At 70.2% G+C, this 14,564-nt stretch carries 13 protein-coding genes; 7 read left to right on the top strand and 6 right to left on the bottom strand.

Going from position 1 to position 14,564, the window contains the following annotated elements; translation table 11 throughout:
* Positions 1–296 precede the first annotated feature (296 nt).
* From K7G61_RS03325 to pknB, 6 genes are all read left to right on the top strand, one after another.
* Positions 297–1,217, top strand: coding sequence for a DUF3662 and FHA domain-containing protein (locus K7G61_RS03325; protein ID WP_225845041.1), 921 nt, complete (start codon positions 297–299; stop codon positions 1,215–1,217).
* 10 nt (positions 1,218–1,227) lie between these two features.
* Complete coding sequence (locus K7G61_RS03320) at positions 1,228–1,743, top strand: FHA domain-containing protein (RefSeq protein WP_225845040.1); 516 nt, start codon at positions 1,228–1,230, stop codon at positions 1,741–1,743.
* 87 nt (positions 1,744–1,830) lie between these two features.
* Entirely contained in the window at positions 1,831–3,429 is a 1,599-nt protein-coding gene (locus K7G61_RS03315; RefSeq protein WP_225845039.1) for a Stp1/IreP family PP2C-type Ser/Thr phosphatase, read from the top strand.
* Between the two features lie 22 nt (positions 3,430–3,451).
* The gene (locus K7G61_RS03310; RefSeq protein WP_225845038.1) at positions 3,452–4,834 is read left to right on the top strand and encodes an FtsW/RodA/SpoVE family cell cycle protein; all 1,383 of its coding nucleotides are present in this window, start codon (positions 3,452–3,454) and stop codon (positions 4,832–4,834) included.
* Positions 4,831–6,291, top strand: coding sequence for a penicillin-binding protein 2 (locus tag K7G61_RS03305; RefSeq protein ID WP_225845037.1), 1,461 nt, complete (start codon positions 4,831–4,833; stop codon positions 6,289–6,291). Before K7G61_RS03310 ends, K7G61_RS03305 begins: the two co-directional genes overlap by 4 nt.
* 319 nt (positions 6,292–6,610) lie before the next feature.
* A complete protein-coding gene (gene pknB / locus K7G61_RS03300) occupies positions 6,611–8,602 on the top strand; it encodes a Stk1 family PASTA domain-containing Ser/Thr kinase (protein WP_225845036.1) in 1,992 nt (663 codons plus the stop codon).
* 149 nt (positions 8,603–8,751) lie between these two features.
* On the opposite strand, the gene K7G61_RS03295 is transcribed toward pknB, so the two are convergent.
* The 5 genes from K7G61_RS03295 to K7G61_RS03275 form a co-directional block, all read right to left on the bottom strand.
* Positions 8,752–9,561, bottom strand: coding sequence for a class E sortase (locus K7G61_RS03295; RefSeq protein ID WP_374204036.1), 810 nt, complete (start codon positions 9,559–9,561; stop codon positions 8,752–8,754).
* A gap of 18 nt (positions 9,562–9,579) precedes the next feature.
* On the bottom strand, positions 9,580–11,151 hold the full coding sequence (locus tag K7G61_RS03290; protein WP_225845035.1) for a class E sortase: 1,572 nt from the start codon (positions 11,149–11,151) through the stop codon (positions 9,580–9,582).
* The gene (locus tag K7G61_RS03285) at positions 11,148–11,804 is read right to left on the bottom strand and encodes an aminodeoxychorismate/anthranilate synthase component II (protein WP_225845034.1); all 657 of its coding nucleotides are present in this window, start codon (positions 11,802–11,804) and stop codon (positions 11,148–11,150) included. The genes K7G61_RS03290 and K7G61_RS03285 overlap by 4 nt, the downstream gene beginning before the upstream one ends.
* Complete coding sequence (locus tag K7G61_RS03280) at positions 11,801–12,001, bottom strand: hypothetical protein (protein WP_225845033.1); 201 nt, start codon at positions 11,999–12,001, stop codon at positions 11,801–11,803. The genes K7G61_RS03285 and K7G61_RS03280 overlap by 4 nt, the downstream gene beginning before the upstream one ends.
* 89 nt (positions 12,002–12,090) lie before the next feature.
* The gene (locus tag K7G61_RS03275) at positions 12,091–12,804 is read right to left on the bottom strand and encodes a DUF881 domain-containing protein (RefSeq protein ID WP_308190583.1); all 714 of its coding nucleotides are present in this window, start codon (positions 12,802–12,804) and stop codon (positions 12,091–12,093) included.
* Positions 12,805–12,962: 158 nt separating this feature from the next.
* Between K7G61_RS03275 and crgA the strand changes: the two genes are divergently transcribed.
* The gene (crgA, locus tag K7G61_RS03270) at positions 12,963–13,217 is read left to right on the top strand and encodes a cell division protein CrgA (protein WP_225845032.1); all 255 of its coding nucleotides are present in this window, start codon (positions 12,963–12,965) and stop codon (positions 13,215–13,217) included.
* Between the two features lie 427 nt (positions 13,218–13,644).
* Here the strand turns inward: crgA and K7G61_RS03265 are convergent, their stop codons facing one another.
* Positions 13,645–14,496, bottom strand: coding sequence for a rhomboid family intramembrane serine protease (locus K7G61_RS03265; RefSeq protein WP_225845184.1), 852 nt, complete (start codon positions 14,494–14,496; stop codon positions 13,645–13,647).
* Positions 14,497–14,564: the final 68 nt, after the last annotated feature.

Below are 14,564 nucleotides of genomic sequence, written 5' to 3'. Positions count from 1 at the left end.
CGGGGGCATGGGGTGCGGGACACTGGGGACACTGGACAAGGGAGAAGCGGCCGGGCAGGGGCCGGCGCGGGAACCGGCCGGTGACCGGTGAACCGGGGACCGGTGCCCCGGGCCACCTCTACCATCGCAGTGGGCGCGAGGCGGGCGGTGCGGTGCCGTGTGAGGGTTGACACTGCCCGGTCCGGGCGGATCGGGGAACCACCGGTTTTTCCCGCGCGTGGATACGATCAGTAAGCAGTACCAGTAGGCAGTACCGGAAACGACTCGGAGGAAGGCCCCATGGAGGGAGGTGCCCGGTGGGTGTACTGAAGCGCTTTGAGCAGCGGCTGGAGGGCCTGGTGAACGGCACCTTCGCCAAGGTGTTCAAGAGCGAGGTCCAGCCCGTGGAGATCGCCGGCGCCCTGCAGCGCGAGTGCGACAACAACGCCACGATCTGGAATCGCGACCGCACCGTGGTGCCCAACGACTTCATCGTGGAGCTGAGCGCCCCGGACTACGAGCGGCTCAGCCCGTACTCGGTGCAGCTCGGGGACGAACTGGCCTCGATGGTCGGGGAGTACGCGAGCCAGCAGCGCTACACCTTCATGGGCGCCGTCAAGGTCCACCTGGAGCGGGCCGACGACCTGGACACCGGGCTGTACCGGATCCGCAGCCGAACCCTGGCCGCGAGCGAGTCGCAGCACCAGCAGCCGGCCTCGTACCAGCAGCCGCAGCCCGGCGGTTACGCCCAGCCGTCCCAGCGTCCCGGCTACCAGCAGCCGCAGCCGCAGCCGGGCTACCCGCAGCGCCCGGCGGGCCTCCCGCCGATGCCGGCCGCTCCCCCGCCGGGAATCCCCGGCGGCGGCCCCGGCGGCCCCGGTGGCGGGCCGATGCGCGGTCCGGCTCCCGTCACCCGCCTGCCCGGCACCGGCGTCCCCGCCGGCTCCCCCGCCGCGGCCACCCGCCGCTGGATCGAGATCAACGGCACCCGCCACCAGATCTCCCGTCCGACCATGGTCCTGGGCCGTTCCACCGAGGCGGACGTCCGCGTGGACGACCCCGGAGTGTCCCGCCGGCACTGCGAGATCCGGGTCGGCACACCCTCCGTCGTCCAGGACCTCGGGTCCACCAACGGCATCGTGGTGGACGGACAGCACACCCAGCGCGCTACGCTCCGCGACGGCTCCCGCATCGTCGTGGGGAGCACGACCATCGTTTACCGGCAAGCCGAAGGGTGATGCGGGGGCAATGTCAGAGCTGACCCTCACGGTCATGCGGTTGGGTTTTCTCGCCGTGCTGTGGCTTTTCGTCATCGTCGCGGTGCAGGTCATCCGCAGCGACCTGTTCGGGACCCGGGTCACCCAGCGGGCCGTGCGCCGCGGGGACGACCGGTCCCGGCCCCCGCAGCAGCGCCAGCAGGACCGTCCCGCCCCCCGTCACCAGCCGCAGAACAACCGCCAGCGGCGCGGCGCGCCCACCAAACTGGTGGTCGCCGAGGGCTCCCTCGCGGGCACCACGGTGGCGCTCCAGGGGCAGACGATCACCCTGGGCCGGGCGCACGACTCGACGATTGTGCTCGACGACGACTACGCGTCCAGCAGGCATGCCAGGATCTACCCGGACCGCGACGGCCAGTGGATCGTCGAGGACCTGGGATCCACGAACGGCACCTATCTGGACCGGAACCGGCTGACCACGCCCACACCGGTCCCGCTGGGAGCGCCGATCCGGATCGGCAAGACGGTCATCGAGCTGCGGAAGTAGTCGCACTATGGGCGAGCGGAGCCACCAGGCGCGAGCGAGAGGGTGGGCGGCGTGCGGATGTACCCGGAGCCGACGGGGGAGGTGCGCATGTCTTTGAGCCTGCGTTTCGCCGCCGGTTCGCACAAGGGAATGATCCGCGAGGGGAACGAGGACTCCGGCTACGCCGGCCCCCGTCTGCTCGCGATCGCCGACGGGATGGGCGGCCAGGCCGCCGGCGAGGTCGCCTCCTCCGAGGTGATCTCCACCATCGTCACGCTCGACGACGACATTCCCGGCTCCGACATCCTGACCTCGCTGGGCACCGCGGTGCAGCGCGCCAACGACCAGCTGCTGCACATGGTCCAGGAGGACCCGCAGCTGGAGGGCATGGGCACCACGCTGACCGCGCTGCTGTGGACCGGGCAGCGGCTCGGGCTGGTGCACGTCGGGGACTCCCGCGCGTACCTGCTGCGCGACGGCGTGCTCACCCAGATCACCCAGGACCACACGTGGGTGCAGCGCCTGGTGGACGAGGGCCGGATCACGGAGGAGGAGGCCACCACCCACCCGCAGCGCTCCCTGCTGATGCGCGCGCTGGGCAGCGGCGAGCACGTCGAACCTGACCTGTCGATCCGCGAGGTACGGGTCGGCGACCGGTACCTGATCTGCTCCGACGGCCTGTCCGGCGTGGTCAGCCACCAGACCCTGGAGGACACCCTCGCCGGGTACCAGGCGCCCCAGGAGACCGTGCAGGAGCTGATCCAGCTCGCCCTGCGCGGCGGCGGCCCGGACAACATCACGTGCATCGTGGCCGACGTTCTGGACACCGACGACGGCGACACGCTGGCAGGGCAGTTCAACGACACCCCGGTGGTCGTCGGAGCGGTCGCCGACAACCAGCACGCGCTCCAGGACCCGCGCCATCTGCAGACGCCCGCCGGACGTGCCTCGGAGCTGGGCCGCGCCCCGCACCAGGGCGGCGGTCCGTCGGGCGCCTTCGGCCCGCCCGGAAGCGGCCCGGGCCCCAGCGGCCCGCTGGGCAGTTTCGGCGCGTACGACGAGTCCGACCTCACCAAGTCCGGTAAGGGCCGCAAGGGCCTCAAGCGCACCCTGATCGCGGTGGCCGTGCTCGCCGTCCTCGGCGGCGGGCTGTACGGCGGGTACGCCTGGACCCAGACGCAGTACTACGTCGGGGCCAAGGGCGACCACGTCGCCGTGTACCGGGGCATCGACCAGAAGCTCGCCTGGATCAGCCTGTCGCGCGTGCACAAGGACCGCCCCGACATCGAACTGCAGTACCTGCCGGCGTACCAGCGCAAGCAGGTCCAGGACACGATCGCGGTGAGCGGCCTCGGCCAGGCCAACGACAAGGCGGACGAGCTGGCCCTGCAGGCCGGTGTCTGCAAGAAGGTCGCCGAGGCCAAGCAGGCCGCCGCTCTCGCAGGCAAGGTGAAGGCCGCCGAGGGCAAAACGGGGGCCCCCGCGTCCGGAGGATCGGGCGGCGGCGGTGCCACCGGCACGGCGGGCACGAAGTCCACGGGCGGCAGGACGACCACCGTCAAGCCCGGCGCGACCCCCACGGCCAAGCCCGGCGCCTCGGCCGCCGGCACCGCGAAGCCCACCACCGCGCCGACCACGGCCCCCGCCCCGCCCCTGACGCCCGACGAGAAGAAACTGGCCGAACAGTGCGACACGGGTCAGCAGTAGCAGCAGGAGGGGCCGGCCCGTCATGAGTGCCAGCAACACCACCATCACGTCCATCGGCGCGCCCAGCCGCCGCAACACCGAGCTGGCGTTGCTGGTGTTCGCCGTGCTCATCCCGGTGTTCGCGTACGCCAACGTGGGCCTGGCCAAGAACAACTCGGTCCCCGCCGGCCTGCTGGGCTACGGCGCGGGCCTCGGCGCGCTCGCCGGGATCGCCCATCTGCTGGTCCGCAAGTTCGCCCCGTACGCCGACCCGCTGATGCTGCCCATCGCCACCTTGCTCAACGGCCTGGGCCTGGTGTTCATCTGGCGGCTTGACCAGGAGCCGGTGCTGGGCAAGGCCATGGCGCCCAACCAGCTGATGTGGTCGACCCTGGGCGTGGCCTTGTTCGTGGCCGTGCTGGTCTTCCTCAAGGACCACCGCATCCTGCAGCGGTACACGTACATCTCGATGATCGTCGCGCTCGCGCTGCTGATCGCCCCGATCTTCTTCCCGGCCGTCTACGGCGCCCGGATCTGGATCACCCTGCCGGGCATCGGCTCACTCCAGCCCGGTGAGTTCGCCAAGATCATCATCACCGTCTTCTTCGCCGGCTACCTGATGGTCAAGCGGGACGCCCTGGCGCTGGCCAGCCGCCGCTTCATGGGCCTGTACCTGCCGCGCGGCCGCGACCTCGGCCCGATCCTGGTGATCTGGGCGATGAGCATGATGATCCTGGTCTTCGAGACCGACCTCGGCTCCTCGCTGCTGTTCTTCGGCCTCTTCGTGATCATGCTGTACGTGGCCACCGAGCGCACCAGCTGGATCGTCTTCGGTCTGCTGCTGAGCGCCGGCGGCGCCTTCGTCGTCGGCTCGACCGAGTCGCACGTCAAGGTCCGGGTCCAGGACTGGCTGCACCCGCTGAAGCTCGCCTCGAACGGCGGTGTCACCGAAACCGCCCAGTCGATGTACGCCTTCGGCTCCGGCGGCCTGTTCGGCTCCGGCCTCGGCCAGGGCTACTCCCGTCTGATCGGCGGCATCGCCCCCAAGAGCGACTACATCCTCGCCACGGTCGGCGAGGAACTCGGCCTGTGCGGCCTGATGGCCGTCCTGCTGCTCTACGCGCTGCTGATCGAGCGCGGCATACGTACCGCGCTGGCGGCCCGCGACCCGTTCGGCAAGCTGCTCGCGATCGGCCTGTCCGGCGCCTTCGCGCTCCAGGTCTTCGTGGTCGCGGGCGGCGTCACCGGCCTGATCCCGCTGACCGGTATGACCATGCCGTTCATGGCCCAGGGCGGTTCCTCGGTGATCGCCAACTGGGCGCTGGTGGCCATCCTGCTGCGGATCAGCGACACCGCGCGCCGGCCGGCCCCCAGCCCGGCCCCCTCCCCCGACGCCGAAGCGACCCAGGTGGTGCGCAGCCAGTGAACAAGCCCCTGCGGCGGGTCGCGGTCTTCTGCGGTCTGCTCGTCCTCGCCCTGCTCCTGCGGGTGAACTACGTGCAGTTCATCCAGGCCGACCAGCTCTCCAACGACGTGCACAACCGCCGCGTGGCGATCAACCAGTACGCCCAGCCGCGCGGCGACATCATCGTGGACGGCAAGGCCATCACCGGCCACACCACGACGACCGGCAGCGACTTCAAGTACAAGCGCACCTACGTGGACGGTCCCATGTGGGCGCCGGTGACCGGGTACGCCTCCCAGGCGTTCGGCACCACCCTGCTGGAAGGCGTCGAGGACAAGTTCCTCACCGGCGACGACGACCGGCTGTTCTTCAACCGCACCATCGACCTGCTCACCGGCAAGGAGAAGCAGGGCGGCAACGTCGTCACGACCCTCAACGCGAAGGCGCAGCAGGCCGCGTTCAAGGGGCTGGGCGACAAGACGGGGGCCGTCGCCGCGATCGACCCGCGCACGGGCGCGATCCTCGCCCTGGCGAGCACCCCCTCGTACGATCCCTCCAGCATCGCCGGGAACTCCAAGACCGACACGAAGAACTGGGTCGCGCTGGACAAGAAGAACAACCCCAACGACCCGACGCAGAACCGGGCGCTGCGCCAGGCGTACCCGCCGGGTTCGACCTTCAAGCTGGTCACGGCCGCCGCCGCGCTGCAGTCCGGCAAGGTGACCGACATCAAGGCGCACACGGACACGCCCAAGACGTACATCTTGCCCAACACCAGGACGCCGCTGAACAACGAGGGCGACATCCCCTGTGAGAAGGCGACCCTCGAAGACGCCCTGAAGTACTCGTGCAACACCGTCTTCGGCAAGCTCGGCGCCGACATGGGCGAGAAGACGATGCTGGACGAGGCCGAGCAGTTCGGCTTCAACAAGGAGCAGTTCATCCCGGTCCGGGCCAGCGCCAGCAACTTCGACAAGAACATGAGCCCGGACCTGGTCGCGCAGTCCTCCATCGGCCAGTACGACACCTCCGCCACCCCGCTGCAGATGGCCATGGTCGCCGCGGCCATCGCCAACAACGGCACGCTGATGCAGCCGTACGAGGTGGACAAGCTCGTCGCGCCCAACCTCAGCACCATCGCCCAGACCAGCCCGAAGAAGATGAGCCAGCCGCTGTCGCCGGAGAACGCCCAGAAGCTCCAGCAGATGATGGAGACCGTGGTCGCCTCCGGCACCGGCACCAACGCCCAGATCCCCGGCGTGCGGGTCGGCGGCAAGACCGGCACCGCGCAGCACGGCGTCAACAACGACAAGAAGCCGTACGCCTGGTTCGTGTCGTACGCCATGACCGACCAGGGCTCGCCGGTGGCCGTCGCTGTGGTCGTCGAGGACAGCCACGCCAAGCGCCAGGACATCACCGGTGGCGGTCTGGCCGCCCCCATCGCCAAGTCCGTGATGGAGGCGGTCCTCAACAAGTGATCACCGGGTGCGTCGTCAAGCGGCGTCACCAAGCGGGGCAAACCACGCAAATGCCGCCAATGAGACAAGGATCACGTCCGGAAATATCCACGGCCAGGTACCGGTCAGGTATCGGCGACCGTCCGGAGGACGGACCGGTGGGATACGCCCGGTAGCCTTTGGCCGAGCAGCGCAGGCACGGGGTTCACCGGATCAGGTCGCGCACCGGACGGGACCGGACGGGAACCCGGCCGGGAACCGGTCGGCGATCCGGGCGGGGACCGGGACGACCACAGGGATGAGAACTCGGCTGAGACGGGTTTGAGGAGAGGGCAGAGCTATGGAAGAGCCGCGTCGCCTCGGCGGCCGGTACGAGCTGGGCTCGGTGCTCGGCCGGGGTGGCATGGCCGAGGTGTACCTCGCCCATGACACGCGCCTCGGACGTACCGTCGCTGTGAAGACACTGCGGGTGGACCTCGCCCGCGATCCGTCCTTCCAGGCCCGGTTCCGCCGCGAGGCGCAGTCGGCGGCCTCGCTCAACCACCCGTCGATCGTCGCCGTCTACGACACCGGCGAGGACTACGTCGACGGGGTCTCGATCCCGTACATCGTCATGGAGTACGTCGACGGCTCCACCCTGCGTGAGCTGCTGCACTCCGGGCGCAAGCTGCTGCCCGAGCGGGCCATGGAGATGACCGTCGGCATCCTCCAGGCGCTGGAGTACAGCCACCGGGCCGGCATCGTGCACCGCGACATCAAGCCGGCCAACGTCATGCTGACCCGCACCGGCCAGGTCAAGGTCATGGACTTCGGCATCGCCCGCGCGATGGGCGACTCCGGCATGACGATGACCCAGACCGCGGCCGTGATCGGCACCGCCCAGTACCTGTCCCCCGAGCAGGCCAAGGGCGAGCAGGTCGACGCCCGCTCCGACCTGTACTCGACCGGTTGCCTGCTGTACGAGCTGCTGACCGTACGCCCGCCGTTCGTCGGGGACTCCCCGGTCGCGGTGGCGTACCAGCACGTGCGCGAGGAACCGCAGCCGCCGTCGGTGTTCGACCCCGAGGTCACCCCGGCGATGGACGCGATCGTCCTCAAGGCGCTGACCAAGGACCCGGACTACCGCTACCAGACCGCCGACGAGATGCGCGCCGACATCGAGGCCGCGCTCGACGGCCAGCCGGTCGCCGCGACGGCCGCCATGGGCGCGGTCGGCTACGGCTACCCGCACCAATACGACTCGGCCGCGCCCACCACCGCCCTGCCGCAGCAGCCCGACGCCCAGCGCACCTCGATGCTGCCGCCGATGCGCGAGGACGACGGGGGTTACGGGTACGACGACCGGCCCGACCGCAGGCGCCAGAAGAAGGGCGGCAGCACCTCGACCGTGCTGCTGGTCGTCGCCGGCATCCTGGTGCTGGTCGGCGCGATCTTCCTGGGCAAGGCCCTGTTCGGCGGCCACTCGCCCTCGGACAGCGCGACCGTGCCCAACTTCGTGAACAGCACGATGGACGACGCCAAGACCAAGGCCGCCAACGTCAGCATCACCCTGCGCCAGGGGACCCCGGCGTTCTGCCCGAACGTCGACAAGAACCTCATCTGCCGCCAGACCCCGGCCGCCGGCGCCTCGGTCCCGGGCGACAAGACGGTCACCGTCGTGCTGTCCAAGGGCGCCCCGCCCGTCGCCGTCCCGGACGTGACCAACGACAAGGTCCAGGACGCCGAGAACCAGCTCCAGGGCAAGAACTTCACGTACGACATCAAGTACAAGCAGACCACCACCCAGGACGCGGGCATCGTCATCGACCAGAACCCGCCCGGCGGCACCCTCAAGCCGAGCGGCACCAAGGTCACCCTGACGGTGACGAAGACGCCGGACAAGGTCACGCCGGAGAACGAGAAGGGCATCCCCTTCGACCAGGCGAAGTCGCAGCTCGAACAGCAGGGCTTCACCAACGTCACCCGGGCCCCGCAGGACCAGCCGTCGACCGAGACCCCGGCCGGCAGCGTGATCAGCCAGACCCCGGACCCGAGCCAGGGCCCGCAGTCGCTGGACACGCCGATCGTGCTGACCGTGTCCTCCGGTCCGCCGCAGCAGACCACGCAGCCGCCGCAGACCACGATGCCGGACGGGCTCAAGGGCAAGTCGGTCGGCGAGGTCAAGCAGATCCTGCAGAACATGAACCTCAACCTGCAGATCTCGGCGGTCGGCCCGGGCGGCAACCCGGTCGGTGACAACGCCACCGTCATCGACACCAACCCGCAGGCGGGCCAGCCTCTCAACGAGGGCCAGCCGGTCCAGCTCATCGCCTTCGGCGGCAAGAACGGCTAGCCGGAGGACCGGCACGAACGACAAGGGGGCGGGCCCGCACAGTGCGTGCGGGCCCGCCCCCTTTTGCCGTGCTGCCGGGTTACCGAGACTGCCGTGTCCCCGTACTGCCGTACTGCCGTGTTCCCGTGCTGCCGCGTTCCCCTGGCCGCCTATCGGAGCTCGGGCGGGAGGGTGCGCTGGGGGTCGACCCTCTGGGTGCGGACCAGTTCGCCCCAGACCACGTAGCGGTAGCGCGAGGTGTAGACGGGGGTGCAGGTGGTCAGGGTGATGTAGCGGCCCGGGCGGGTCCTGCCGGATTCCTTGGGGATCTGGTCGGTGACGTCGACGTTGTACTTCGAGGTCTGGTCGAGGATCTTGTAGACCTTGTAGATGTACCAGGTGTCCTTGGACTCGAAGACGACCGGGTCCCCGGTGTGGATCTTGTTGATGTTGTGGAACTTGGCGCCGTGGCCGTCGCGGTGCGCGGCCACGGTGAAGTTGCCCACCTTGTCCCAGGGCAGCGCGGACGGGACCGGGTCGGTGTAGTAGCCGGCCACGCCCTCGTTGAGCACCTTGGTGGACGTGCCCTTCTTCACCAGCACCTCGAAGTGCTTGCCCATCGCCGGGACGTGCAGGAAGCCGATGCCGTCCTTGGTGTCCAGGCCGCGCGCGGGCACGCCCGCGGGCTGCTGGGCCCACTCCTTGCGGACCTTGTCGGCCGCCTTCTTCTCGTGGCGGTCCGCTATCACGTTCGTCCACCACAGCGAGTAGACGACGAACAGGGCCAGGATCAGGCCGACGGTGATGAGGATCTCACCGATGACGCTGATGGTGGCCGCGATCGGCCCGCGGGTCCGGCCCTCGTGCCGGCTCTCCCGCGCCTGCCCGTCGCCGCCGCTCGGCTGCCCGCCGCCCCGCTGTTCCCCGTCGCCCCGCTCTTCGTTGCCCGGCTCTCCGCCGCGGTCCTCGACCTTCGTCACCGCTCCACCACTGTCCGGCTACCCTTCCATCAACGCGTCGGGCTTGCCCTTGCTGCGCGGGCGCTCCTCTATCAGCTTGCCCCACACGATCAGCCGGTTCTTGCTGGTGAACTCCGGCGTGCAGGTCGTCAGCGTGATGTAGCGGCCGGGCTTGGTGAAACCCGATCCGACCGGGATGGGCCGCAGGACACTGGTGTTGCTCGGCGGGGTGGACGGCAGCGAACTGGTGATCACGTAGGTGTAGTAGTCGTTCGCGGTCTCGACGACCACCTTGTCGCCCGGGACCAGGTGGTTGATGTAGCGGAACGGTTCACCGTGGGTGTTGCGGTGGGCGGCGAGCGCGAAGTTACCGGTCTTGTCCCAGGGCATCGCGGTGTTCAACGCGCCGTCGTAGTGGCCGATCTCGCCCTTGTCGAGCACCTTGGTCTTGGAAACGCCCTGCGCGATGGGCGCCTTCACGTCCAGCTTGGGGATGTACATGATCGCGAAGCCCTGGCCGGGCTGGAAGGTGCCGGGTCCCCCGTGGGGGTCGTTGCCGGCGGAGTTCCATTCCTTCTGCAGGTGGTTGGCGGCTCCGTTGGCCTCCGCGTGCGCGCGTACGTTGGTCCACCAGAGCTGGTAGACGACGAACAGCAGCATCAGCACGCCGAGGGTGATGAACAGTTCGCCGGCGACACGGCTGAGGACGACCGCGGGGCTCTCCTTCGCCGCCCTCTGGGCCTTGCGGGCCTCGACCCTGCTCAGCGGCGCTGCCGGCGGCGCACCCGGGGCCTCGGCGGGCGCCGCGGCCGTAGCGCCGGCGCGTCCGCGGGCCCGGTGACCGCCCCCGCCGCTCCCCTGCCGCGCGGCCTTGCGCCGCGCCGCCCGTCCCCCGTCCGCCGGAAGGGACACCCCCGCCGGCGTCTCCCCGACCGGCCCACCCACCCCCGTCGCTTCCACGACCGGCACTTCTACGACCGGCACTTCTACGACCGGCATTTGAACGGTCTCCCCCACGGCCCCGGCCGCGAGATCGGCCCCGGGAGTGGGCACGGGACCGGGGACGGGAGAGGTTACGGGGCCGGGGACGGAAGGGGGTACGGGGCCGGGGACGGCCTCGGGCGCGGGCGCCGAAGCGGGGGCCGCGGTCGCCCACGGCTCGGGCTCCGGCTGCGGGAAGTACGGCTGGGCGCTCGCCGGCGGCGCTCCGGCCGCGCGGAACCACAGCGACGTCGGCTCCTGCCGCGCCGGCGTCACGGGCGTCACGGGCGAAACCGGCGTCACGGGCGGGGCCGTCGGGACCGGAGCTACCGGCGTCACGGACGGGGCGGACGGGACGGACAGGTCCGGCGTCACCGGCGTCACCGGCGGAACCTGTGGCGCCGCCCGCTGCTCCGCCGGCTCCACCGGCTCCGGCCACTCCGCCTGCCGCTCTTCCCGCCCGTCGCGCGGCTCCCCCGCTTGCGGTGACGGCTCGGCGGCCGCGGGGCCGCGGCCCGGGAGCGGGTCGTTGAGGGGGTCGTTCAGGGACTCGACGACAGCCCGGAACTGCCCGGTGTCCTCGTAGGACATCGGGCCGTCGGCGGGACGCTCCGGTCGGAGCGTGGTCACGCCCCGGCCCTCCCGGCGCGGCCGCCCGACCCGACGACGGGTGCCAGGCCCCGGGAGCGGCCGACGGCGTCCGGATCGCCGCAGACGGCCAGCCAGTTGGCGAGCATCAGGTGCCCCCATTCGGTGAGCACCGACTCGGGGTGGAACTGCACGCCCTCGACGGCGGCGTCCCGGTGGCGCAGGCCCATGACGATCCCGTTCTCCGTCCACGCGGTGACCTGCAGCTCGGCGGGCAGCGTGGCCGGTTCGACGGCCAGCGAGTGGTAGCGGGTCGCGGTGAAGGGGGTGGGCAGGCCGGCGAACACCCCGGCGCCCTCGTGCGTCACCTGCGACGTCTTGCCGTGCAGCAGCTCGGGCGCCCGGCCGACGACCCCTCCGTACGCCACCGCGATCGACTGCACACCCAGGCAGACGCCGAAGACGGGCACCCCGGTTTCGGCGCAGTGCCTGACCATGTCGACGCAGACCCCGGCCTCTTCCGGGGTGCCGGGGCCGGGGGAGAGCAGCACGCCGTCGAAATTCTCCTGGGCGTGCGCCAGTTCGACCTCGTCGTTGCGGAGCACCTCGCACTCGGCGCCGAGCTGGTAGAGGTACTGGACCAGGTTGAAGACGAAGCTGTCGTAGTTGTCGACCACGAGAATGCGTGCGCTCATCGGACCGCGGCCACCCCGCCCAGGACTCCGAGTCCGTCGTTGTTGTCGACGGTGACGTCGTTGAACGGCAGCAGCGGCTCCGCCCACGGGAAGACGTACTGGAAGAGGATGTAGACGACGGCCAGGACGAGCACGAGCGAGATGACCGCCCTCACCCACCCGTTGCCCGGCAGATGGCGCCAGATCCAGCCGTACATGCCCCACCTTTCGTGTTCGTCCCCGGAACAGAGTAAGGGGAGATCGGCCGCCGGAGGGTGCGGGCCGGACAAAGCTTCGGTCAGCAGGGTTACGGGGCCGGGACCGGCTGGGCGTAGTGCAGCTCGGTCGGGTCGGCGTAGCCGGGGAGCGTCACCTCGCTGTCGGCGCCGACTTTCCAGCCGAGGCCGTACGCCCGCACGTACTGCAGGTAGTTCTGGATCGCCGGGCTCGCGTCGAGCGCCCTGCGAAGCGTGTTCTGGTCACCCACAGCGGTGATTCGGTAGGGCGGCGAATAGACGCGGCCCTGGAGGATCAGGGTGTTGCCGACGCAGCGGACCGCGCTGGTGGAGATCAGCCGCTGGTCCATGACGCGGATGCCGCGGGCGCCGCCCTGCCACAGGGCGTTGACCACGGCCTGCAGGTCCTGCTGGTGGACCACCAGGTCGTTGGGCTGCGGGTCGGGGACGCCGGGAACGAGGGCGACGGCGTTCGGCGGGGCGTCGTCGAGCGTGACCTCCAGCGCGGGGCCGGCCAGCGGTTCGGTGCCGGCCGCCCGGTCGAGGGCGTCCAGGCGCCGCCGCTCGGCGGGGCCGAGGCCGCTGCCGCGGCGGCTCAGCTTGTCGACGTCGCCGCGCAGGCCCGCGACCTGCTTCTCCAGCCGCTCGTTCCTGGCGTTCTTCGCGCGGACGTTGTCCGACAGCTTCGGCAGCGGGTCGTCGCTGCGTATGTCGACGCCCTTGGCGGTGTCGAAACTCGTCCAGAAGATGAGCCCGGCCAGCGCGAAGACTCCCGCGCTGAGCACTCGCAGCGCTACCGTGCGGGGGGCAGGACGGGAGGAGGGGGTGGGAAGGCTTCCACCTTTTTCCGTCACCGTACCCTGTCTCCTTACAAGCCCGAGTAACCACTACGCTAACCGACGCCCGGAAGCGGTAGCAGCGCGCATCGACAGGAGAGTCCCTCGTGCCGAAGTCACGGATCCGCAAGAAGGCCGACTTCACCCCGCCACCGGAGAAGACCGCCACGGCCATAAAGCTCGGCAGCCGCGGCTGGGTGGCACCGCTGATGCTGGCGTTCTTCATCGTCGGTCTCGCCTGGATCGTCCTCTTCTACGTGACGCAGGGGAGCCTTCCGGTCGACGCCCTCGGCAACTGGAACATCGTCGTGGGCTTCGGGTTCATCGCGGGCGGGTTCGTCGTCTCCACCCAGTGGAAGTGACCGCGGGCAACGACGCCTGAGCGCGCCCGTCCGGCGGTTGCCTTGGCTGTCCGGTGACCGTGCGACGACTGACCGACGGCTGTCCGACGGCTGTCCGACGGTTGTCCACACAGCTGTCCACACAGTTGTCCACAGGATTGTCCACATGGTTATCCACAGTGGGGAAAAGGTCGGAAGATCTGTGGATAACCTCTACGCGGTTGACGCCGGTACGACCGGTGGCCACGACATCGGCCACCGGTCTTTCCATGTCACGACGCGTCCACGAGGGTCGAGATGCGGCATTTGCCCAGCTTTTCCCCGGCTTTCGCACGCTCTTCGCAGGGTTTCCGCGCCGCACCGCGCCATGTCCCCCGTCCGGGCACACCATGCGAACGACTGTCTACACGCTGTGGATAACGTCTGATCAACGGCCGGGACACGGCGGTCAGGACGTGACCTGCGCCACAGCGATCCCGGACAGGAGCAGCGAGACCACGAGCACCGCGGCCAGCGTCCCCCACTGCACCAGCTCCCGCCGCTCCCGCGGCGCGTAGGCCATCCCTATGGCGATCAGCGTCCCGGCCACGAGTCCGCCCAGGTGCCCCTGCCAGCTCACGTTGGCCCAGGTGAAGCTGAAGAAGATGTTCAGGCCGAGCAGGATCAGGATCGGGCGCATGTCGTAGCGCATCCGCCGCATGAACACCGCGGTGGCGCCGAACAGCCCGAAGATCGCGCCGGAGGCGCCGAGGGTCCAGGTGTCCGGGGCCAGCAGCAGCACCGCGGCGCTGCCGCCGAGCGCGGCGACCAGGTAGAGCGCCAGGTACCGGATACGGCCGAGCAGCCGCTCCAGCGGGGCGCCGATCCACCACAGCGACAGCATGTTGAAGGCGATGTGCAACGGCTCCTGGTGCAGGAACGCCGAGGTGATCAGCCGGTACCACTCGCCGCCCGCGACGCCGATGCACACGTGCCGGCCGGAGAAGTCCATGCCGCACTGGGCGGTCAGCGCCAGGTCGTTCACCGCCCGGTCGCCGATCACCCGCACCAGGATGAACACCGCGACGTTGAGCCCGATGAGGATCTTGGTGATCAGGAACGGGTCGCGCGCCACCCGCCCGCCCGCGACCGTACGCGGCTGGGGGGTGGCCCGGTGCGCCTGTCCCACGCAGCTCGGGCACTGGAACCCGACCGACGCGCTGACCATGCACTCCGGGCAGATCGGCCGCTCGCAGCGGGTGCAGCGTATGCCGGTCTCCCGGTCCGGATGCCGGTAGCAGCAGACCGCCTGGTCCTCCATCACGCCCACTCCCCAGATGACACGGTTCACCGAAGGGTACGGGATCGGGCGCGCGGTGCGGGCGGTCC

This window comes from Streptomyces sp. HPF1205 (assembly GCF_020400825.1).
In the GTDB taxonomy this organism is placed as follows: Bacteria; Actinomycetota; Actinomycetes; order Streptomycetales; family Streptomycetaceae; genus Actinacidiphila.
This window is presented reverse-complemented; position numbering and strand designations above follow the sequence as displayed.

Coding starts and splice junctions, on each gene's coding strand:
- K7G61_RS03320 (WP_225845040.1), top strand. CDS start 1,228: ATGTCAGAGCTGACCCTCACGGTCATGCGGTTGGGTTTTCTCGCCGTG.
- K7G61_RS03315 (WP_225845039.1), top strand. CDS start 1,831: ATGTCTTTGAGCCTGCGTTTCGCCGCCGGTTCGCACAAGGGAATGATC.
- K7G61_RS03285 (WP_225845034.1), bottom strand. CDS start 11,804: ATGAGCGCACGCATTCTCGTGGTCGACAACTACGACAGCTTCGTCTTC.
- pknB (WP_225845036.1), top strand. CDS start 6,611: ATGGAAGAGCCGCGTCGCCTCGGCGGCCGGTACGAGCTGGGCTCGGTG.
- K7G61_RS03280 (WP_225845033.1), bottom strand. CDS start 12,001: ATGTACGGCTGGATCTGGCGCCATCTGCCGGGCAACGGGTGGGTGAGG.
- K7G61_RS03310 (WP_225845038.1), top strand. CDS start 3,452: ATGAGTGCCAGCAACACCACCATCACGTCCATCGGCGCGCCCAGCCGC.
- K7G61_RS03265 (WP_225845184.1), bottom strand. CDS start 14,496: ATGGAGGACCAGGCGGTCTGCTGCTACCGGCATCCGGACCGGGAGACC.